Below are 19,421 nucleotides of genomic sequence, written 5' to 3'. Positions count from 1 at the left end.
TCACTGGCAACAGTAGTCATTCCTTGATAGGTTAAGCGCACCATATGAAATTGTTTTAATTCGCCAGTAGCATAATGATAACAATAAAGAGGGAGCTGCAATGATCAGAAATCGTATTAATTGGCTAATCAGATTCTGTCACCATAACGGTTTGAATATCGCGAGTGAAAAAGTCCAAGCTTGTATCGTTGCAGCATCGATGACAGATTCTATAAAAGATGCAGAACTTGTTGAGTATTTTATGAAAGCATATCAATCAGATGCCACTCTGTTTATGAAAGCACTTCAAATGACAGATGAATATCTTGCCATTCAACGTCATGTTAATTTGCAATTATTGTTGGCGGAAGAAGTCGGCTAAATATTTATTTGTATGATGAAATAGCAGTGTGTTTAATGCTATTTCCTACCAGAGATTGTCTCATAATACATGACCCTACCTTCGTGTAATCATTAAGTGGTAGTATTCTCTGCTATCGCTTAATAATTTTCCTCTTCCTGTTTTAATAAAGTCTTTACCAATTATTTTTATAAAGCACAACTTGTTTATAACCTATCTAGGTATTGCTCAATATTAAATATTGTTTTATATTCCGGTGCACAATAATTACAAAAAGAAGCTTTTAATCATCATTATAAATTTAGCTTCGTAATCAATGCTGGGTATAGCTGCAATTGATAAAAATGGATGTAGGATTGGTAAAATGACAAGAAGTAAAATTAGACGCTTAATCGATTTATGCCGTGTAATAGAGTTAAACGTGAAGGACGAAACTGTACAGGCTTGTATTGTTGCTGTGTCTATGGACCATACCATTGGTGAAAATATGATAGGCGAGGCATTTATGAATGCATATCGCTCCCAAGCTCAACCGTTTATTCGTGCGTTGCAATCGACAGGTGAGTTTAAAGTATCAATGCAAATGTTGATGGAAGAGCTAGCGATTTAACATAGTTAACTATCAAACAAGAAATTACAGGTAGCCTAATAGAGCTACCTTTTTGCTTTATGAGGGGTAGATAGCGTGACTGCGTAAGCTTAGGGCAATAGTCGCTCTGAGTTGTATAAGCTTGATGGGAAAAGATAGCGGAATGATGGTGACTTTATGCAACTGAGTTAATTCTTAATGCTTGCTGAACTAGGTTTTAATTGTTCTATCGAAAAAAGTAATTGATTTGTAGGTCAATTTTTGTTCGATTGTGGTTTGTTATCTTACCACATGAAATAAATGCGTAAGGAGTAGTTATGGAAAAGAAAATGCTTCGTCGTAATATTTCTTATATGGAACGAGAGCTATCAGCGATGAAGCGAGAGTTAGCTATGCTTGAAGAGCGAGAGTTCCAAAATAAGAAATCGCAATTAGAGCCGATTTTCCGCCCTGAAGGTGTGATGGTTTCTGAGTTGGCTGCTGTAGATTAACTTGAATGAAAATTCAGCTTGATGCTTTGTTAACACCCTAAGCGGCATTTTTTACCAAGGAAAATGTAGTAAGAATATGAAAACGGTGCCCATGGGCACCGTTTTCGCTTTTCATCATGTGTCTAACGTAACCAACAGTTTAATGCTCGACTTGGTCTATTATTTTCTTTGAGGTTAGGCTTCAACTCTTCAAGCAGCATGGGTCAGTATGGGCGGTAGCTCACATAGCGCATCTAATATCTCTTTAGTTTGTCGAGAGCAGATCAAATTGTCTTTCGCACCAACCAGTTGGATCATTTTAACTTTGCCCGATAGTACGCATTGACGTAGGGTACGCAAGATGATTTTGCTGCTTAGTCGATTGTTATCGTTAAAGCCTGCGCTTGGCATTAAAGCAGCTAAGTCTACGGTAATGATCAAATCGTCACATCGAGCGATATAGTTAGTGAGTTCAGATTTGATCGGTGTGCGATTTCTGAAACTATAATCCTCAGACGATAACCAATTAACCCCAAGATCCTCTGCGTACTCGTAAAGTTGACTATTTTGGCTCTCTTCATCCACACCTAAGCAGAACAAACGCGTATTATCGTACTGGTTTAGAGCAAAGTGAAAGGCCGAACCCACCTGTACATCAAGCGTTTGTTTAAGATCGAAACGATGACCAATGTTGATCAAACCGATCTCATTTTTTTGCAAGGCGATAATCGGTATGGCATGTAGCAACGTTTCGTGGCAGTTCGAAAGCACAACTGGCATTGAATGCATGCCTAAATGTTGGCTTAAGCAGTGTTGGTAACTGGCAGGGTTATCATTGGTTACCACAAAGTGTCCTGCATCGGAATAAACTGCTGAAGTTGATTGCGGATATAGCCAGTAAGAGGCGAGCTCCAGACTCTGTTGAGCAAATTCAAACGCGGCCTGAGACATTGGCTTTACTCGTTCACACACTGTCATAAAGGTGAAAGGGTGAACAGGTTGCTTGTGGGCGTGACGCATTCGGTAGCGTTTGAAGATGCTTAACATTGTGAATTACCTTTCCGGTGGCAACACTCTAGCTGCTTGTAGTACATGTAAGATGATTCGCTCTTTGTTGGCTTCTACACGGTGGGCGGGAGCCATTACTGAAATTGCGCCAATCAACTTACTCCTTTTCATTACTGGGGCGCTGATGCCTGAAACACCGGGGTCAATTTCCGATGTACTCACGGCATAGCCATTGCGCCGTATTTTTTCTAACTCTGCTTGCCATTCATCCATATGATGTTCTTCACCGAAATAGCGCAGGATTTTTTCGCAGCGCTGAGGCGGTAAAAAAGCGAGCATAACTTTGGATGAAGCACCTCGCAGTAGGGGCTGACTTTGCCCTTGAGAGAAGCTACAGCGAAGTGCTTGCATGCTTTCTTTTTGGCTGACACATAGTGCTCGATAACCGACGGGCACCATGTAAGCTGTCATTTCACCTGTCTGTTTTTGCAGTCGACTTAAAACAGCATCGACGGCATCTAAGTTGTGTTGGCTTGTTTCGTAACTGCGCATTAAGAGCAGTGCAGCAGCGCCAATCACCAACCGTTTGTCGTAAGGGCTTTCTTCAATCAAGTTCCACTCCTTCAAAACTTTTAAATGGCGATACAAGCTACTAATAGGTACTTGTAACTGTTCACTTAATGTTTTGGCAGATACCGGAGATTCATTAACAGCAACATGCATTAGCAACTGCAACGCCTTCTCATTCACTTGATTGGATGCGCTTTTTTTCTCTTTCATGTGACTTTTTTATTCCTATTCACCTATCACTACAAATGTAATTCTTACATGGTGAGAATATTGAAATTATTGATGGGGTTGATTCTCATTATGTGAGAAAAATAAGGTCTCAGCTGTGATCTGCCACATGCATATTTACCTTTGATGCTGTGAAATATCTCCGAAGGGCTGTGAGGAATGGTAAGAACTCAGAGCGAGCAAAAAGATCAACTAACAGTTGTCGGTGAGCAGCCATCATGTGTGCTGTAGGGGACGGTAGAGAGTTGAGAAAAGGAGCGGGGGCGTTATTTACTATAAAGTTAGTTACGTACAAAGTGTGGATGATAAAAGTATGCGGGCTAAGTGTATCTCAAGGTGAAGCAAGAATAAGAGAGCGTTATTTTGTAAGTGCTACTTTGGTATTAATTATATGATAAATGTTAATTCATCGAGCTAATGATAACTTGCTCCGTTAGTGTTTAATCTTCTATTTTCCCTCATTCTGTAAAAGAAAACTCTAAGTTTAATAATTTCGACCTATGTAATTAATGTAAGTGTCACAGTTTCTTAGTATAAAAATGATGATTGCATTATTTTGCTGTGCAGATAAAAGTCATATGAATAAACTATTTTGTGATTGTTGTTCAACGGATGAAATAAAAGATCAGTTTGTATGTGATTTTATGTTGTTGTTTTTGGTGGTTTTTTCTTGTGTCTTGTCGGTTGGGTTAGTGTTTTTTTATGTTTAGTCCGTGTATTAATTATTGATGAAATAGCTATGGATATTCCAAGTTTATTTATCTAGTTAATTAGTCTAATACGGAAAAACAAAAAAGAAATATCTCAATTATCGATGGAGTGAAGCAAAAAATTAAAGGTTATATTTGGTTGCTATTGTTCTTTTATAGTATTGCGCTTGTTAATTAAATGTTTTAAAGATATTTAATTGTTGATTTAATTAATCTAAAAGCAAGATCAAACGCAAACTTTCACTATTTTGAAATACCTTTAGGGCAACTTGAACGTATATTAAATCTAAGGCAACAGGTTTCATCAGTTACACCATGTTTCGTATTAAGGATAGATATGAATACATATAAAGAAATCGAGAAGAATGAGAATGTGGTGTTTGATTACACATCTTTCCTTTCAGCGTCTTGCCGGCAGAGCCATCTTTCATTCACAGATGCCCTAAGAGCGGTGCTACCATCGTTTGAAGTGTTATGGAAATCTTCACTTCCAGCAGGGATCACTGATGAAGAAAAGCTACAGCAACAAGCGCTAAAAGTATTATCGACAAACACCAGCGATACAAACAATTTGATCAGGCTACTAAGGCTTGCGCGCACAGAACGGATTATGTGCCTGCGTATTACTATGCCTTATGCGCTTGACTATGAGCAGTTGGAGTACATTACCGATAAAACGGATTGTGCCATCACGTTTGATGACGACTGCGGAGAAGTGTTGAATATTCGCATTAACGCGCCTTCATAACGATTAGAAGTCTATAGCCTAGCTTCAAAAGCGTGATAAGAAAAAGCCAGCATTGCTGGCTTTTATTTTGTTAGGAGGAAATTGCTGGTGGTGTAGAGGTTATAGCGCTTACAGCATGCCTTTCCAAAGCATACCAACAGCAAGGGTTGCAGCTACCGTTAAAACACCTGCCGCGGCTTTTTCTTTACCCAAGAACACTTCAACACCTTGTTCGCGTTTAGCCTTAATGTAGAAGTACAAACCCGGAAGATAAAGTAGGGCAGATAACAGCAAATAATTAAGACCTGAAGCGTATAGCAACCACATACCGTATAAGCTTGCACAGATCCCAACGATAAGTAGCTTACCTTTATCTCTTCGCTCAATGGCTAAACGCAGCGTATAAGCACCAACTAAAAAGTAAGGAACCAAGATCATTTCAGACGCGATAGCAAGTAACGTATCGTATGTACCACCTGCAAAAACAACAAAGAACAGTGATACTTGTACACACACATTAGTCAGTTTTAAAGCCTTGATTGGGCTGCCTGCTTCGTTTTGAGTGGTGTACTCTTGCGGGAACATATTCGATTTAGCGGCAAGGTAAGGGGCTTCAGATGCTAGCACTGTCCAGCTTAGGAACGCACCACATACAGAGATCAACAAACCTGCGCCGATAATTACGCCACCCCAAGGGCCTAGAATATGAGTAAGCACCTTTGCCATTGATGGGTTTTGCAGCTGTGCGAGTTCTTGTGTACTAATTACACCCATCGAAAGCAAAGTAACAAAAACATAAATAGAAAGAGCAGTCAGCAAACCAAGAATGGTCGCACGACCGATATCTTTACGGTGGCGAGCACGGCTAGAAACGACCACCGCACCTTCAATACCAATAAATACCCACACAGTGATCAACATAGTGCCTTTTACCTGTGATAAAAGATCATGCCCAGATCCAAAATGTAAGCCCGTAAAGTCGAAAACAAAGGTATCCCATTTAAACGAGATCATTGCGACCACAATAAATAGGAATAGCGGCACCAGTTTGGCCACTGTTGTGATCATATTGATCACCGCAGCCGTTTGAACGCCACGTAAAACTAAGTAGTGAACAGCCCATAAAAGGACAGATGCGCCAGCGACTGCCAGCCAAGTGTTCCCTTCACCAAACAGCACCATATCTGGTGTATCGACAAACATACCTAACGTACTGAACACAATAACAAGGTAAGAAACGTTCGCTAGCATGGCACTGAGCCAGTAACCCCACGCAGAGCAGAAGCCTACGAAGTCACCAAAGCCAGCTTGTGCGTAGCCAAATACGCCGCTTTCGATATTAGGTTTGAGGTGTGAGAGATATTGAAATGAGAGCGCGAGGAAGATCATGCCCACGCCCGTGATAGTCCAGCCAATCATAACAGCAGCGGGACTGGCGACGGCAGCCATATTCTGTGGAAGACTAAACACACCTGCACCGATCATCGAGCCGATTACCAGCGCCGTCATTGCGCCTAATCCGAGTTTATTGTCCAAAATTAAAACCACTATAAATTCTTCGTGGCGAAGATAATATAGGATCTTATTTTGGATATTAGTCGGCTTGCACAGATTTTGTGACATGAGGCTTATGTCACGCGGTAAAATTCACTCTTCATTGCCTTGGATCAAATATCAACCAAATCATCAATTAAACTAATACTTGATGTTTTGTCGAATTAGTTGAGTAAATCCATTATGACGGAATTACTGTACATTTAGTGAAGAGTGATGCGTGACTTTGCCTGTTCTTTGCTGATCACAAATGCTAAAGATTTTCCGGCTTGGGCTGCTTCACGAATGGCGTTGGTTTGGTACTCACTGATCTCACCAGAAGAAATAACAGCGCTGCAGTTGCCGCTTTGGAGTGCCATTTCCATTAGTTTAGGTAAAGACTTACTCTTGGTTTTGTGAAGTACCAGCACTTTACTTAAATCAATCTTCGCACTTTCTAAAAGCTTCTTATCTAATACCGCATCGTGCCCAATAAACATGATCCAGCGATTTTCATTATTTGCTTGCTTTAAAAGACGTAAAAAGTAAGCCAGCTCAGTTTGATGTTCATCGCTAAAACTTACTTCGATAGGACAGGTCACAGATGAGCATAAAGGTATAGATGAACTCTGGATAGCAGAGAAAGTCGATTTGTAAGCTTGGGCAGCAGACACAGAAGGTAGCGTTTCAAATAGTTCAATCATTGCCGTCATCCTCTAACTAGTGGTTATCTATACATGCTGTATGTATATACAGTATTGCGAAATAAGGCTTTTGGCAACTGATAATTTTGATTTTTGTTCGAAAAGCTAGACGTTAATTGCCGTCAAAGTTAGACGGTGGGTTTGTTAAGTGCTTGAATTTATTGTGGTAATTGATGTTGCAAGTAGAGCGATGCTGAAATGAACTAAATATATAGCTTTGCCAATCTAAGAGTTTCATCACACTGTATACAGTGGTTCATACAGTGGTTCATACAGTGGTTCATACAGTGGTTCTAGTTCCGGTATCATTTGGGGTTCTGTATAGCTGAATGGGATTTTCCGTACTACTCAGCTTTACTTCGTCTATAGATTCCGATGTTGTGATGTTCCGTCTGCTATAAAGTGGTCAAAAACCAAGCGATCAGATTTTTTATCTAATAAATTCATGGTTTAAGCCTTATTAATTAGACATTCATCAAGTCACATATTAAATCTGCTGCTATTATGCCTGCTGCATTTTGCTACTACGCATGCAGGGGAATAAATCCTTAGATGGGAGCGTATTTGATGCTTTCTATATTGGAGTAGCTAAATGCGGTCTCTGTGACTTTGTAATGTACGGTCACAGGTCGTACATATCGTGCGCTTTTCTGCGGGTTTAGTGGGGGGACGAATTCAGCTCGTAGAAGAAATGTTATGTTATTCGTGCTAGGAAGTTATAGGAGTTTACCACTAATGAACAAGGTTATATGTTCTAAGTTTATAGTCATATTGGGCTGTATATTTGCAAGTTTACAGCTCTCTGCGCAAAGTTTTTCATTAGATAAAACATTGGTCGAAACAAGTAATGAACTTGGTTTTAAGATGGCAAAAGACATCAAAGTGGGAGAAGTGGCTTATTTACAACCAGTTGGCTTTTCAGTTTGTAAGGAAAACGGAAAGCTAAAACTAAACGGTTTGGCTATTGTTGGTACGAAGATTCCTGAACTATCGAATATGTATATGCTCCAGAATACAACTAATGGAATTGTCGTCGAAAGTGCTGGGATGAGTTTAGGTTATATGGGGTATTATAATGTTGCGATGAAGATTGCTTCATCCCGAAAATGTAGTGAACTTAATAGTACTAATCCAGTGCCTATGCTAGATATTGTTTCAGTTTTTGGAGTTGAAAGCTTATCAGAACTAATTAATGAAGGTCTAAGGATAAAAAAATTACTAACATAACAAGCCTATTAAGTTGACCCTTAACACGGCACATTTTCGGAATGAGTTGACTTGTGTGTTTACGGTGGCTTGATTGGGTTTTGTGGCGGGCAACTTATGGCGGGAGTTATGTTTAATAAAGGATTAAAATGAAATTGAAACTTATAATCATGAGTGTGTTGGCTATCTTGCTTAGTGCCTGCAATAGCACTAGCATTAGTACTAGCCAAAATACTAAGACATTTTCTAACAAGAAAGCCTACACATACGAACCAGTTAAGATATCAAACCCCCAAGAGGCGACCATTTCTGACTATGTGTATTTCGCAGCCAACCAAGCCGATAGTAAAGACTACAAAAAATTCGCGCTTGTACGCGAATACACCAAACACAGTTCAGGTAAGTTTTTTCCAAACAAGATTACTATGTTCATGTTTGATAAGGAAGATGACTTTAAGGAACTTGCACGTTATGAAAAGCCCTACAGAAAGTTAAAGTTGCTTGGTGTTTTTGATACGGAAGAGTATAAGAATGCTCGGTTCGTTCCAATTGGCAGTCTCTCTGGCGTGGCATAAACATAACAAACTGCTCAAGGCAGACTATCAACGCTCGACGGTTTTGGTTTGGAGTTCGGTGCGCTTGCTAGGTTCATCGTGGCGCAACTTATGTTAAGCGTTATACCTGTAATCTTACTTATGATTAGTTATTGTTTTAAAAGTAAGATAAGAACAGAGTAGTATTTGAAATATAAATTAAAATAAGACATAAGGTATAAAAATGAAGTTATATATTCCAGTTTTCTTGGCTGTATTACTAAGTGGTTGTTCAGCAAGCAATTATCAAGATGAATTAGCTGTTGAAATAATAACTGAAAAATTATCTAAAAATGGCCCATCTATGTTTTGTGACCAGCCAGAGTATGTAGCTTGCTATAAAATTTCTCAAAAAAGATGCATGCTCGAAGTCAGCACAGGTTCGGATATATGTGATAAGAAAGCTAAAAATAAATTTGCTAATGTCTCTCTGAGTAATCTGGAAAGTTATTCAGAGTATTATAGCTTTTGTCTAGTTATGAAACATGCAATGAAATATCCTAGTGAGTTAGAAGAAATTGGAGCTTGTTTAGAAGGAGTTGAATTTGACGATGATAAAGGTCTTCGTTCCTTGTTTAAATAAATATAATTTTGTTGAACGTTTGGCATAACAAGGCAGCCCGTTACACTCGAAAGTTTTGGTATGAAATTAGGTGTGCCTTATTGTTTCAGTGGGGCATACCTTATTGCAAGCGTTAGGTACTTATGAAAATCATCATATTATTTATAATTTCACTATTTTCAGGGTTAGTTATGGCATCAGACTCATCAAATGTAATCGAACTCCAAACTATAGATAAGCAGCACTTAGGTTTTGCTTTATTCCACCCGGAATTTGAAGCAAATTCTGGTGACTGCGTATTTGTTATCGTTCCTCAAAATACTGAGCTATATGATTTGAAAGAGACAACTATTCTTCTTGATATAAAGGAGGAGGGTGAGTATCAATGGTCTAGAACAGAGGACGATATTGTTGTTTTGTCGAAAGGTGTTCAAATTCTAGAGTTTGATGGCAATGGCACACTAGTTCATCTCCCTTCAAAAACAGTACTCGGTACTTGGTTTTCAGCCAAACCAAGACAATAGCTCCTTTCATATAAGTTCGGCGTGCCTAATAAAGGTACTAAGGTGATGATGGGCTTCGGCTTCTTTGGTGGGCGCACTCTATTGTTGGCATTATAAATTAAAATGAGAAATATAAAATTAATATATACGGTGCTTTTATTAGTGCTGTCGGGATGCTCTAGTATACCAGTAGATCACTCAGCACCAAAATTGCAATTGGATGACATTTCGGTTGTTAATAAATCAAGCGGAGATGTAAAAGTCGGCATTGCTAGAAATAATAATCTACTATCATCAATGTTACACTACTGGCCAACTGTCTCGGGTAAAGCTATTAGTGGAATGTTAACGGGTGATGTTATCGAATTTTATGTACCTGCTGGTAAGCTTAAGTTAGGAGCTGCTTGTTATGGGGGCTGGAGTCAAAGTTGGAAACTTACAGAACTTAATTTAGATGTTACGGTTAAAGATGAAAGATTCTTTTTATTATCACCTGCAGTTTTAGATGGAAGTAAATATTTAGATATTGAAGAAGTATCTGAAGATGTTTATAAGTCTAAATTGAAGAGTGGGCAAAGAATAGAAGTTGGTACAGTCTCAAAGCGCTGAACCAATTTATAACAAAGGCAATCACGGTGACGTTCTCTTCGGCGGTTTTTGTTCCAAGTGAACGCTTTAATCGAAGAGTTAAATTTATAGATAAGAATATTTAATATGAATAAAGTGTTTTTTGTAATGATTGCGACTTTATTTTTTGTTGATGCCCAAGCTTCGAATATACCTTCATCTATAAATATGGTTAAAACATTCAGGTATGAAGATGACATTATTCGTATAATAAAGAATAATATGGAAATTAAACCTGAAATAGAAATTGAGAAGTTTTCGACTCCAGATTATAAGCTTATTGATAATGTAGTAATAGACCATGTCGAAGTGGATGGAAATAGGTTAGGCTTTCAAAATATTTCTGGAGTATTTGTTGAATCTATTGGTTTGGTCGAAGATGATATTAAGTTTGTCTTAGATTACTACTTTTTACATGGTAGAAGTGAAACTATTGTTTGTAACCTGCCTATTGGTAGTGTGGGGTTTGGAGAACCTCATTGTAGTTTCTCTAATTAGTTGAAAGAAAAAAACATCCAATGTTACTTATTACAATCAGCAATTTTATCTTGCAGTTCAGTGTACTATGCAGAGGCTTAGTCACTGAACTTCAAACTTTATTATAGGGAACTAGGAGTCTACAGGGGAGTAAAATGAAATCCTTAATAATATTTTTGACATTACTAATGTGTTCTATGGCGGTGAGTGCTGAGAGTTCAACTATTAATTTTAATAATGTTGATTACATACACCGTTGGTCGAAAGCATCACAATTTGAGTTTACTCCAGAGAATCAATCTGATTTAAGAAACTGGACTGATATGCTTACCATCAATTACTACAAAGGCGTAAATGACGGTGAAAGACTTGCGCTAGTAGCAAATAATATTTTAGCTAGCTACCAGCAATTTGGGGCGCATATCATTAGAACTGATTCTATTCCTAGAACAAAACAAAAAACAGCAGAACATTTGATCGTTGCTATCTTTAAGCAACCACAATTTTTAGAATTTGTGCAAGCTCGCATAATGATAAACGGTGGTGTTGGAGCGTCAATTGTATATTCGCATAGAGTTTATGGCGAACATGTAAGTGACGAGATGCTTAAGTGGATGGAGTTAAACGGCTCTAAATTAGAAAACAACTTAATGTCTCTTCAATCGATCCCTCTATATTTACAACTTAAAAAGCTCGCTAAAAATTAGGCTGGCGGAATTTGAACTTTGATTACTATAAAGTGGATGTCAAATTGCTGAGGTTAGCCCTCCAACATTGCTTGCGCGAATCAAAACGATACCATCGGGTTGGTAGTTAAGGGCTGAAACTTTACGTTTCGGATTAAACCCTTTTGGCAATTTGTTGCAAATCTTACGTTTTATGCTTATAAAATTGACTCAAGTTATTTGAGTTATAAACAATCATTCAGCCTGAGATTTGACTAGATGGACTTTTTCCCTGCCTTTTTACGCCTGACAGACAGGCAAGTGCTCGTTGTTGGTGGTGGTGATGTTGCCTGCCGTAAGGTGGATTTATTACTGCGTGCAAATGCTAACGTTACTGTTCTTTCACCTGAACTACATCCATTTCTTGCCAATTATGTTGATAAGGGCAGGCTGATTTATTTATGTAAACACTACGAAGACATCGATTTGGCTGGCTTTGACCAAGTATGGGCAACCACAGATCAGCGAGATTTAAATCATCAGGTATATCGAGATGCGACAGCTCGTGGTTTATGGGTAAATGTAGTTGATGATCCAAATTTTTGTCATTTTATTACACCTTCAATGGTGGATCGTTCACCAATTCAGGTTGCAATTTCCAGTGGTGGTGCCTCACCAGTTTTAGTTCGTTATCTACGTGAGCGCTTTGAAACTATGCTGCCTCAGAACTTGGCGATGCTGGCTGATTATGCTGGTAAGCAAAGAGAACGCATTAAAGAGCATTTTAAAACGGTTGATGAACGAAGAAAATTTTGGGAGCGCTTTTTCCGTCTACCAGAAGTTGAACACGCTAAGCAAGTTAATGAGCTTGAAAGTGCTTTTGGTCGTTTGTTGCTATCACCTGAAGAAACTCATCAAGCTGTTACGATAGTAAATATTGGACGCGATCCGGAGCTACTGACATTAAAAGCATTACGCTTGATGCAACAGGCAGAATATGTTCTTTATAGTCATGATTGTCCTGAGATTTTCGTTGACCTCTGTCGACGTGATGCCGAACGTGAGCTTTTGCAACAGGCTGATTTAATTGAAAAAGCGGCAGTTCTAGCTGAGCAAGATATTAGAGTTTGTGTACTTACTTCTGCTCATCTTTCAAACGAGGAAATGAAAGCTTTATTGCCATTTTCTCATGAACCGATTTTCGTTTCGGCAAGCGATGCAACAACCTGAAATATTCATTAATTTAAATAGGCGAAATGGTGTTTCTTTCGCCTATTCATTCCCTCAAAGATGTCTGTTAAACCTAGCGTTTATTAACATTTCCTCTCCAAAATCGCTTTCAATTCACAGCTACCCCTTTAGAGTAGTATTTTATTGTAATTGATTTACATCATTTATTAACTTTCCTTCACAACTGAAAATCCCCAACAGTTTTTTTGCTTTCGGTCAGGATTTTCTATGAGTAGCAAGATGAAGTTGGTCATTATCGGCAACGGTATGGTTGGCCATCGTTATATCGAAGATTTAGTTGAGAAAACGGATGTCTCTAATTTCGAGATCACCGTATTTTGTGAGGAGCCACGGGTAGCTTATGACCGTGTTCATCTCTCTTCCTATTTCTCCCACCATACCGCTGATGAGCTTTCTCTTGTCAAAACCGGTTTCTATGAAAAGCACGGCATTAACGTTTTAATTGGTGAGCGTGCTATCAACATCAACCGCGAAAATCGCATCGTATATTCTAACTCAGGTCGTGAAATTGCTTACGATAAGTTGATTTTGGCGACAGGTTCATACCCTTGGGTTCCACCCATCAAAGGTTCTGAAAACAAAGACTGTTTTGTTTATCGCACCATTGAAGATCTCAAAGCTATTGAAAACTCGGCAAAGAAAAGCAAAAGCGGTGTCGTTGTTGGCGGTGGTTTGCTAGGCCTTGAAGCTGCGGGGGCATTGAAAGCATTGGGTGTTGAAACTCATGTGATTGAGTTTGCTCCTGTGTTGATGGCTGAGCAGTTGGATCTCCAAGGTGGTCAGCAACTTCGTAACAAGATTGAGCGTATGGGTGTTCAGGTCCATACCAGCAAGAACACGAAAGAAATTGTTGCAGAGGGAACTACAGCACGAAATACCATGAAGTTTGCTGATGATACTGAATTGGAAGTGGATTTCATTGTCTTTTCAACCGGTATTCGCCCGCAGGATAAACTGGCTCGTCAGGCTCAGCTTGATATTGCACCACGAGGTGGTATTGCAATTAATGATGTTTGTTTGACATCTGATGAGAATATTTACGCAATCGGTGAATGTGCTTCTTGGAATGAAACCTTCTTTGGTTTAGTTGCACCGGGTTACAAGATGGCAACCGTTGCTGTTGACCATTTGCTAGGCCATGACAGTCAGTTTGAAGGTGCTGATATGAGTGCCAAGCTGAAATTGTTAGGTGTTAAAGTCGGCAGTATTGGTGATGCCAATGGTCGTACTCCTGGCTGTAAGAGCTTTGTTTACCTCAATGAAGAAGAAGATGTTTACAAACGCCTGATTGTTTCTGAAGACGGTAAGAAATTACTCGGCGCTGTTTTGGTTGGTGACACTTCAGATTATGGCGATTTATTACAGCTGAAACTTAATGAAATCGATCTGCCAGAACATCCTGACGCATTGATCTTGCCAGCACACGCAGGGGCTGAAAAGCCAACGTTAGGTGCTGATGCTTTACCTGAGTCTGCCGTGATTTGTTCGTGCTTTGATGTTACTAAAGGCAAAATCGCTCAGGCTGTTGCAGATGGTCATCACACGTTAGCTGATATTAAAGCGACGACAGGAGCGGGCACTGGTTGTGGTGGTTGTATCCCGTTGGTGACTTCTGTGCTCAATGCTGAACTTGAAAAAGCCGGTGTTGAAGTTAGCAATGATATTTGTGAACACTTTGCTTATTCCCGCCAAGAGTTGTTCCACCTTATCCGTATTGAAGGCATCAAGAGCTTTGATGAGATGCTGGAAAAACACGGTAAAGGTTACGGTTGTGAAGTTTGTAAACCTGCGATTGGTTCTGTTCTGGCGTCATGCTGGGGTGATCACGTCTTAAAACCACAACACGTTAGCCTTCAAGACACCAATGATAATTTCCTTGGCAATATGCAAAAAGATGGCACTTACTCAGTGATCCCGCGTATGGCGGGTGGCGAAGTGACACCTCAGGCATTGGGTTCGTTGGCGAAAGTTGCTGAAGAATACAATTTGTACACTAAGGTTACGGGTGCTCAGCGTATTGGTCTGTTTGGGGCCCAGAAAGATGATCTGCCAGCTATTTGGGAAAAGCTGATTGATGCCGGTTTTGAATCGGGTCAAGCCTATGCCAAAGCGCTTCGCATGGCGAAAACTTGTGTGGGTAGCACTTGGTGCCGTTACGGTGTTCAAGACAGTGTTGGTCTTGGCGCCATGATTGAGAATCGCTACAAAGGTATTCGTACACCACACAAAATGAAGTTCGGTGTTTCTGGTTGTACTCGTGAGTGTGCTGAAGCGCAAGGTAAAGACCTAGGTATTATTGCTACGGATGCGGGCTGGAATATGTACGTATGTGGTAATGGTGGTATGAAACCTCGCCATGCCGATCTGCTTGCTTCGGATTTGGATCTGGAAACACTTCTTAAGTACATCGATCGTTTCATGATGTTTTACATTCGTACGGCAGACAAGCTACAGCGTACTTCCGTTTGGTTGGACAACATGGAAGGTGGGGTCGACTACCTACGTGAAGTGATTGTTGATAACAAACTGGGTATTAATGAACAGCTTGAAGCGGATATTAACAACCTTATCGATAATTACAGCTGTGAATGGAATGACACCATTAAAGATGAAGACCAATTGAAGCGCTTTGCTCACTTTATCAATAGTGATCAGCGTGACGATAACGTGGTGTTTGTGCCTGAGCGTGAACAACATCGTCCGGCAACTTTCACAGAGAAACATCCTGCCGTTAAAGGCGACATTCTGCACGTAGAACTGGAGAACTCATAATGAGCAAATGGCAAACAATCTGCGCGTTGGAAGACATTATTCCTGGCACTGGCGTTTGTGCGCTAGTTAATGGCGAGCAAGTTGCGTTGTTCCGTCCATATAAAGATGAGCAGGTTTTCGCAATTAATAATATGGATCCATTCGCCAAATCTAACGTACTTTCTCGTGGTTTGATTTGTGAGCATCAAGGTGAGCTTTGGGTTGCTAGCCCTTTGAAAAAACAGCGTTTTAATCTGAAAGATGGGCGCTGTCTTGAAGATGAACGCTTTAGTTTGAAAGCTTTTGAGGTGCGTATTCATCAGGGCATGGTTGAAATGCCTGCACTCTAAATTGCCTGTTGCCCTCGTCATTGGGGGCAACACTTTCAGCAACAAACAATAAGTTAATACATGAATAATGGTTTCCGGGTAACAACTGGAGACAAACCTTTATTCATGTCTTAATTTCACTGTTTTAAGGAAATAACAATGTTTGCAGATCCAATTAAAAAATGCGGGGATAACGCAGCGCGTATTAAGCGATTGGTTGAAGATAATCCAATTGGGTTTTGGATTAGTTCAGCAATGGCAGGAGCATATGTCGGATTGGGTATCATTTTAATCTTCACTTTTGGCAACCTAGTTGATCCGTCTATTCGTCCAATTGTTATGGGCTCTACCTTTGGTGTGGCGTTGACCTTGGTGATTATGGCTGGTTCTGAGTTATTTACCGGCCATACAATGTTCCTCACTCTTGGTGCTAAAACAGGCCAAATCACATGGATGGATAACTTAAAAATTCTACCGCAAACTTGGCTTGGTAACTTGCTGGGTTCTATTGCTGTTGCCGCGTTATTTATGTATGCCGGTGGCGGTAAGTTGCTGCCTGATGCGACTAGCTTGGTTCATAAAGTTGCGCTTGCTAAAACTTCTGCGCCAGCAATGGTATTGTTCTTTAAAGGTATTCTTTGTAACTGGTTGGTTTGTTTAGCTATCTGGATGTGTCAACGCGTAGAAGGTAGCAGTCGCTTTATTGCTATTTGGTGGTGTCTGCTGGCATTCATTGGTTGTGGTTACGAGCACTCGATCGCCAATATGACGATCTTTGCTTTGTCTTGGTTTGGTAATAGCGCTGAGGCTTACACATTGGGTGGTATTGGTCATAACTTGTTATGGGTTTCTCTAGGTAATGCTGTTTCAGGTGTGGTGTTTATGGGGCTGGGATACTGGTACTCAACACCTAAAGCTGAGCGTCCAGTAGTCAATAATAAGACTTCAGAAGTGGCTCAAGCTGCTGCAGTTAACGCTTAATCATTCAAGAATATTAACGAAGAGTGGAGCAAATTAATGTCATCGTTTTTGTCATCTGAACATGTTGATATCGGTATCCAAAAGCAAGGATTTGTTTCACTAGTTGGTGCAGGTCCGGGAGATCCGGATCTGCTCACTGTCAAAGCGTTGCGCTTAATTCAACAAGCTGAAGTCGTGGTGTACGATCGATTGGTTTCAGCTGAAATTATGGCGTTGGTTAACCCAAATGCTGAGCGAATTTATGTTGGTAAGCAGCTGGATTATCACTGTGTACCGCAAGAACAGATAAATCAGATTTTGGCGGAACATGCAGAGCAGGGTAAACATGTTGTGCGCTTAAAAGGTGGCGATCCATTTATTTTTGGTCGCGGCGGTGAAGAGCTTGAATTGTTAGTTGAGCGCAATATTCGTTATGAAGTCGTGCCGGGAATAACCGCAGCTGCGGGATGTACGGCTTATTCTGGGATCCCTCTTACGCATAGAGAACACTCTCAAAGCGTGCAGTTTATTACTGGGCATGTGAAGAAAGACGGTGAGAATATTGATTGGTCATCGTTGGCAAAAGCGAATCATACTTTAGTGTTTTATATGGGATTAAAGCAATCGCCTTTAATTAGCCAAAAACTGCTGGATCATGGTCTTGATGCAAATACAGCTTGTGCCATTATTGAAAAGGGAACCACACTACAACAGCGTGTTTTCACCTCAACATTGGCTGAGTTACCTGCGATAGCTAAAGATGCCGTTAGCCCATCGCTGATTGTTATTGGTAGTGTTACCGAGCTTCATCAAAAGCTGAGTTGGTATAACCAATAACGTTATCGTTCTATTCGATTAATTCGTTAATAATTTAAGAGCCACATTCATTATTAATTGTGAATGTGGCTTTTGTTTTTGCTTGTTATTATCGGTTTTATTATTGCAGGCTCGATAAAACAATTAATGTGAACGTGTTAGCTGCGTACTTTGCGGCGAACTAGACATAGGCTAAGTAACCCCATCCCAAATAGAGTGGCAGGTTCAGGCACTCGAATGGTTAAGCCTTCAACATCAGTACCACTCGTAGTAATGATTGTTGCAGCACCTGTTAGGGGATCGATTTTAAAGTAATCGCCGTCATCATCAGCAGCAAATAGGCTGATTCCGTCAGTGGCTAGAGCCGCTTCAGGGCTAAGTCCTGTTAGTGTTCCTCCTGCACCCACAAGTGTAGCGACACCTGTCATGGTATTAATGGTGTATAAGCTGTCTTCGCTTGTATCAACACCGAATAAGACTTCGCCCAGGAAAGTTAAGCCTTCTAAATCAAAACCAACAGAGCTGTTAAGTGAAGTTGCAGCACCTGTCGTTAGGTCAACCGTCCATAAGTCATTATTATCCCCCGCAATAGCCAGACCACTTGAAGAGATTGCAAAGCCCGGATTTGTAATGCTTACGCCAAGTCCGCCGACAGATGTACCGACACCAGTTGCAGTATCTATAGTAATCAGTGAATTCGATGAATCATCAATACCGTAGAGAGTTGAACCAAAAAAGGAAATACCCTCTACATCATTAAATCCGACGGCACCAATACCACCAATGGCTGTACCTGTACCTGTTGCAAAGTCGATGCTGTAGAGCGTTGAGCTAGTAGTATCACCATCTACACCAAAACCAATAGGTGCAGCAGATGCTGAGTTAGCAAAAATAGAAGAAGCTAACAATCCTGCTGCTTTAATTAGAGTGTGTTTGTAGTTAGTCATGTGCAATCCCTTCATCATTATAAGGTTATGGTTGTTAATAATGAGATTGCATAAACTGTGCCTGATAAATTTTTACTTTAGTTTTAATGGCTTATGCGATTTTGAACGTTTGTTATATTTGGGGTTGTAAAATTTTCTGACACGATTCTTATGATCGAATCAATGTATCATTGTTAATTTTGTTTGAGGTTGTGATGACAATGAGAGGATTGAAGGCACTATAATTCCTCCTTATTTTACTTTCAAATTCAACCGCTAAAGGCTAGTTTTACACTGAGTGTTTTTCGTGGTGCTCAATGTGGATAGAGCACGGTATGAAATTCAAAGGAGGTTGAATGAAAGTAAAAACGTTAATCATACTTTTAGTGAGTCATTTAATTGTGGGCGCAGCGGGTTTTGCTCTTGGCATCTACGCGTTACCAATCTTGATTGCGCCAACTGCTCCAACGGTGACAGAAGTCTCAACGGTTTCTGCTCAAGCACAGTTTTCTGCTGAGTTTACGAAAGAGCTTCAAGATAGCGATTCGTTCCACTGGGGAGAAGGCACGGTGACGGTTGGCCCTGAATTTATCACCTTGATGGGAAAACTCGCGCCAGGCCCTGACTATAAGTTGTATTTATCACCAGAGTTTGTGGAAACTGAAGATGATTTTAATCGTTTAAAATCAACTATGACGAGGGTAGGTGATGTTAAAACGTTCGAAAATTTTGTTGTGCCAGTACCTGAAGGTATAAACCCTGCAAGCTATAACGCGGTGATCATCTGGTGTGAGACTTTTGGTGAGTTCATTACCGCTGCGAAATACCAATAAGCTTTATAAAATAACCCTCCCAGCCTCCCCTTGAAAAGGGGAG

22 protein-coding genes are annotated in these 19,421 nt (G+C 40.1%); 17 read left to right on the top strand and 5 right to left on the bottom strand.

The window, feature by feature from the left end:
• Nucleotides 1-100 precede the first annotated feature (100 nt).
• The 3 genes from A3K86_RS03640 (at nt 101) to A3K86_RS22610 (ending at nt 1,420) form a co-directional block, all read left to right on the top strand.
• Entirely contained in the window at nt 101-361 is a 261-nt protein-coding gene (locus A3K86_RS03640) for a hypothetical protein (protein WP_068327848.1), read from the top strand.
• Nucleotides 362-761: 400 nt separating this feature from the next.
• A complete protein-coding gene (locus A3K86_RS03635) occupies nt 762-950 on the top strand; it encodes a hypothetical protein (RefSeq protein WP_146145576.1) in 189 nt (62 codons plus the stop codon).
• A gap of 296 nt (nt 951-1,246) precedes the next feature.
• A complete protein-coding gene (locus A3K86_RS22610; protein ID WP_157599458.1) occupies nt 1,247-1,420 on the top strand; it encodes a hypothetical protein in 174 nt (57 codons plus the stop codon).
• A 189-nt stretch (nt 1,421-1,609) separates the two neighbouring features.
• Here A3K86_RS22610 and A3K86_RS03630 read toward each other — a convergent pair whose 3' ends face one another.
• Complete coding sequence (locus A3K86_RS03630; protein ID WP_068327844.1) at nt 1,610-2,446, bottom strand: arginase family protein; 837 nt, start codon at nt 2,444-2,446, stop codon at nt 1,610-1,612.
• Between the two features lie 6 nt (nt 2,447-2,452).
• The gene (locus A3K86_RS03625; protein ID WP_068327835.1) at nt 2,453-3,187 is read right to left on the bottom strand and encodes an IclR family transcriptional regulator; all 735 of its coding nucleotides are present in this window, start codon (nt 3,185-3,187) and stop codon (nt 2,453-2,455) included.
• Nucleotides 3,188-4,252: 1,065 nt separating this feature from the next.
• On the opposite strand from A3K86_RS03625, the gene A3K86_RS03620 reads away from it, so the two are divergent.
• On the top strand, nt 4,253-4,663 hold the full coding sequence (locus tag A3K86_RS03620; RefSeq protein WP_068327833.1) for a hypothetical protein: 411 nt from the start codon (nt 4,253-4,255) through the stop codon (nt 4,661-4,663).
• Between the two features lie 108 nt (nt 4,664-4,771).
• Here A3K86_RS03620 and A3K86_RS03615 read toward each other — a convergent pair whose 3' ends face one another.
• The gene (locus tag A3K86_RS03615) at nt 4,772-6,178 is read right to left on the bottom strand and encodes a basic amino acid/polyamine antiporter (RefSeq protein WP_068330164.1); all 1,407 of its coding nucleotides are present in this window, start codon (nt 6,176-6,178) and stop codon (nt 4,772-4,774) included.
• Between the two features lie 221 nt (nt 6,179-6,399).
• The gene (locus A3K86_RS03610) at nt 6,400-6,879 is read right to left on the bottom strand and encodes a cell division inhibitor SulA (protein ID WP_068327832.1); all 480 of its coding nucleotides are present in this window, start codon (nt 6,877-6,879) and stop codon (nt 6,400-6,402) included.
• Nucleotides 6,880-7,614: 735 nt separating this feature from the next.
• Between A3K86_RS03610 and A3K86_RS03605 the strand changes: the two genes are divergently transcribed.
• The 12 genes from A3K86_RS03605 to cobA all read left to right on the top strand — a co-directional run bounded on the left by A3K86_RS03605 (nt 7,615) and on the right by cobA (nt 17,640).
• Entirely contained in the window at nt 7,615-8,106 is a 492-nt protein-coding gene (locus tag A3K86_RS03605; protein WP_068327829.1) for a hypothetical protein, read from the top strand.
• Between the two features lie 128 nt (nt 8,107-8,234).
• Nucleotides 8,235-8,660, top strand: coding sequence for a hypothetical protein (locus A3K86_RS03600; protein WP_068327826.1), 426 nt, complete (start codon nt 8,235-8,237; stop codon nt 8,658-8,660).
• A 202-nt stretch (nt 8,661-8,862) separates the two neighbouring features.
• Nucleotides 8,863-9,261 (top strand): hypothetical protein, encoded by a 399-nt coding sequence (locus A3K86_RS03595; protein ID WP_068327824.1) that lies wholly within the window; start codon nt 8,863-8,865, stop codon nt 9,259-9,261.
• A 170-nt stretch (nt 9,262-9,431) separates the two neighbouring features.
• The gene (locus A3K86_RS03590) at nt 9,432-9,764 is read left to right on the top strand and encodes a hypothetical protein (RefSeq protein WP_146145577.1); all 333 of its coding nucleotides are present in this window, start codon (nt 9,432-9,434) and stop codon (nt 9,762-9,764) included.
• Nucleotides 9,765-9,866: 102 nt separating this feature from the next.
• Nucleotides 9,867-10,352, top strand: a complete 486-nt coding sequence (locus tag A3K86_RS03585; protein WP_068327816.1) for a hypothetical protein — start codon at nt 9,867-9,869, stop codon at nt 10,350-10,352.
• A gap of 105 nt (nt 10,353-10,457) precedes the next feature.
• Complete coding sequence (locus A3K86_RS03580) at nt 10,458-10,868, top strand: hypothetical protein (protein WP_068327813.1); 411 nt, start codon at nt 10,458-10,460, stop codon at nt 10,866-10,868.
• A 134-nt stretch (nt 10,869-11,002) separates the two neighbouring features.
• Nucleotides 11,003-11,554, top strand: coding sequence for a hypothetical protein (locus A3K86_RS03575; protein ID WP_068327810.1), 552 nt, complete (start codon nt 11,003-11,005; stop codon nt 11,552-11,554).
• 237 nt (nt 11,555-11,791) lie between these two features.
• Nucleotides 11,792-12,742 carry a precorrin-2 dehydrogenase/sirohydrochlorin ferrochelatase family protein gene (locus A3K86_RS03570; protein WP_068327789.1) on the top strand — a complete coding sequence of 317 codons (951 nt, stop codon included), beginning with the start codon at nt 11,792-11,794 and terminating at the stop codon, nt 12,740-12,742.
• Nucleotides 12,743-12,970: 228 nt separating this feature from the next.
• Nucleotides 12,971-15,535, top strand: a complete 2,565-nt coding sequence (gene nirB / locus A3K86_RS03565; protein ID WP_068327786.1) for a nitrite reductase large subunit NirB — start codon at nt 12,971-12,973, stop codon at nt 15,533-15,535.
• On the top strand, nt 15,535-15,864 hold the full coding sequence (nirD, locus tag A3K86_RS03560) for a nitrite reductase small subunit NirD (protein WP_068327783.1): 330 nt from the start codon (nt 15,535-15,537) through the stop codon (nt 15,862-15,864). The genes nirB and nirD overlap by 1 nt, the downstream gene beginning before the upstream one ends.
• Before the next feature lie 138 nt (nt 15,865-16,002).
• A complete protein-coding gene (gene nirC, locus A3K86_RS03555) occupies nt 16,003-16,824 on the top strand; it encodes a nitrite transporter NirC (RefSeq protein ID WP_068327780.1) in 822 nt (273 codons plus the stop codon).
• A gap of 36 nt (nt 16,825-16,860) precedes the next feature.
• Nucleotides 16,861-17,640 (top strand): uroporphyrinogen-III C-methyltransferase, encoded by a 780-nt coding sequence (gene cobA, locus A3K86_RS03550; protein WP_068327778.1) that lies wholly within the window; start codon nt 16,861-16,863, stop codon nt 17,638-17,640.
• 137 nt (nt 17,641-17,777) lie between these two features.
• Here the strand turns inward: cobA and A3K86_RS03545 are convergent, their stop codons facing one another.
• The gene (locus tag A3K86_RS03545) at nt 17,778-18,566 is read right to left on the bottom strand and encodes a PEP-CTERM sorting domain-containing protein (RefSeq protein ID WP_068327777.1); all 789 of its coding nucleotides are present in this window, start codon (nt 18,564-18,566) and stop codon (nt 17,778-17,780) included.
• A gap of 335 nt (nt 18,567-18,901) precedes the next feature.
• Between A3K86_RS03545 and A3K86_RS03540 the strand changes: the two genes are divergently transcribed.
• The gene (locus tag A3K86_RS03540) at nt 18,902-19,378 is read left to right on the top strand and encodes a DM13 domain-containing protein (protein WP_068327774.1); all 477 of its coding nucleotides are present in this window, start codon (nt 18,902-18,904) and stop codon (nt 19,376-19,378) included.
• Nucleotides 19,379-19,421 lie beyond the last annotated feature (43 nt).

Origin of the sequence: Photobacterium jeanii (assembly GCF_001650345.1) — a bacterium.
GTDB classification, from domain to species: domain Bacteria; phylum Pseudomonadota; class Gammaproteobacteria; order Enterobacterales; family Vibrionaceae; genus Photobacterium; species Photobacterium jeanii.
This window is presented reverse-complemented; position numbering and strand designations above follow the sequence as displayed.

What these genes read in the sequence shown, in the direction of transcription:
- A3K86_RS03640 (WP_068327848.1), top strand. Translation starts at nt 101, where the DNA reads ATGATCAGAAATCGTATTAATTGGCTAATCAGATTCTGTCACCATAAC.
- A3K86_RS22610 (WP_157599458.1), top strand. Translation starts at nt 1,247, where the DNA reads ATGGAAAAGAAAATGCTTCGTCGTAATATTTCTTATATGGAACGAGAG.
- A3K86_RS03630 (WP_068327844.1), bottom strand. Translation starts at nt 2,446, where the DNA reads ATGTTAAGCATCTTCAAACGCTACCGAATGCGTCACGCCCACAAGCAA.
- A3K86_RS03625 (WP_068327835.1), bottom strand. Translation starts at nt 3,187, where the DNA reads ATGAAAGAGAAAAAAAGCGCATCCAATCAAGTGAATGAGAAGGCGTTG.
- A3K86_RS03620 (WP_068327833.1), top strand. Translation starts at nt 4,253, where the DNA reads ATGAATACATATAAAGAAATCGAGAAGAATGAGAATGTGGTGTTTGAT.
- A3K86_RS03610 (WP_068327832.1), bottom strand. Translation starts at nt 6,879, where the DNA reads ATGATTGAACTATTTGAAACGCTACCTTCTGTGTCTGCTGCCCAAGCT.
- A3K86_RS03605 (WP_068327829.1), top strand. Translation starts at nt 7,615, where the DNA reads ATGAACAAGGTTATATGTTCTAAGTTTATAGTCATATTGGGCTGTATA.
- A3K86_RS03600 (WP_068327826.1), top strand. Translation starts at nt 8,235, where the DNA reads ATGAAATTGAAACTTATAATCATGAGTGTGTTGGCTATCTTGCTTAGT.
- A3K86_RS03595 (WP_068327824.1), top strand. Translation starts at nt 8,863, where the DNA reads ATGAAGTTATATATTCCAGTTTTCTTGGCTGTATTACTAAGTGGTTGT.
- A3K86_RS03590 (WP_146145577.1), top strand. Translation starts at nt 9,432, where the DNA reads ATGGCATCAGACTCATCAAATGTAATCGAACTCCAAACTATAGATAAG.
- A3K86_RS03585 (WP_068327816.1), top strand. Translation starts at nt 9,867, where the DNA reads ATGAGAAATATAAAATTAATATATACGGTGCTTTTATTAGTGCTGTCG.
- A3K86_RS03580 (WP_068327813.1), top strand. Translation starts at nt 10,458, where the DNA reads ATGAATAAAGTGTTTTTTGTAATGATTGCGACTTTATTTTTTGTTGAT.
- A3K86_RS03575 (WP_068327810.1), top strand. Translation starts at nt 11,003, where the DNA reads ATGAAATCCTTAATAATATTTTTGACATTACTAATGTGTTCTATGGCG.
- A3K86_RS03570 (WP_068327789.1), top strand. Translation starts at nt 11,792, where the DNA reads ATGGACTTTTTCCCTGCCTTTTTACGCCTGACAGACAGGCAAGTGCTC.
- nirB (WP_068327786.1), top strand. Translation starts at nt 12,971, where the DNA reads ATGAGTAGCAAGATGAAGTTGGTCATTATCGGCAACGGTATGGTTGGC.
- nirD (WP_068327783.1), top strand. Translation starts at nt 15,535, where the DNA reads ATGAGCAAATGGCAAACAATCTGCGCGTTGGAAGACATTATTCCTGGC.
- nirC (WP_068327780.1), top strand. Translation starts at nt 16,003, where the DNA reads ATGTTTGCAGATCCAATTAAAAAATGCGGGGATAACGCAGCGCGTATT.
- cobA (WP_068327778.1), top strand. Translation starts at nt 16,861, where the DNA reads ATGTCATCGTTTTTGTCATCTGAACATGTTGATATCGGTATCCAAAAG.
- A3K86_RS03545 (WP_068327777.1), bottom strand. Translation starts at nt 18,566, where the DNA reads ATGACTAACTACAAACACACTCTAATTAAAGCAGCAGGATTGTTAGCT.
- A3K86_RS03540 (WP_068327774.1), top strand. Translation starts at nt 18,902, where the DNA reads ATGAAAGTAAAAACGTTAATCATACTTTTAGTGAGTCATTTAATTGTG.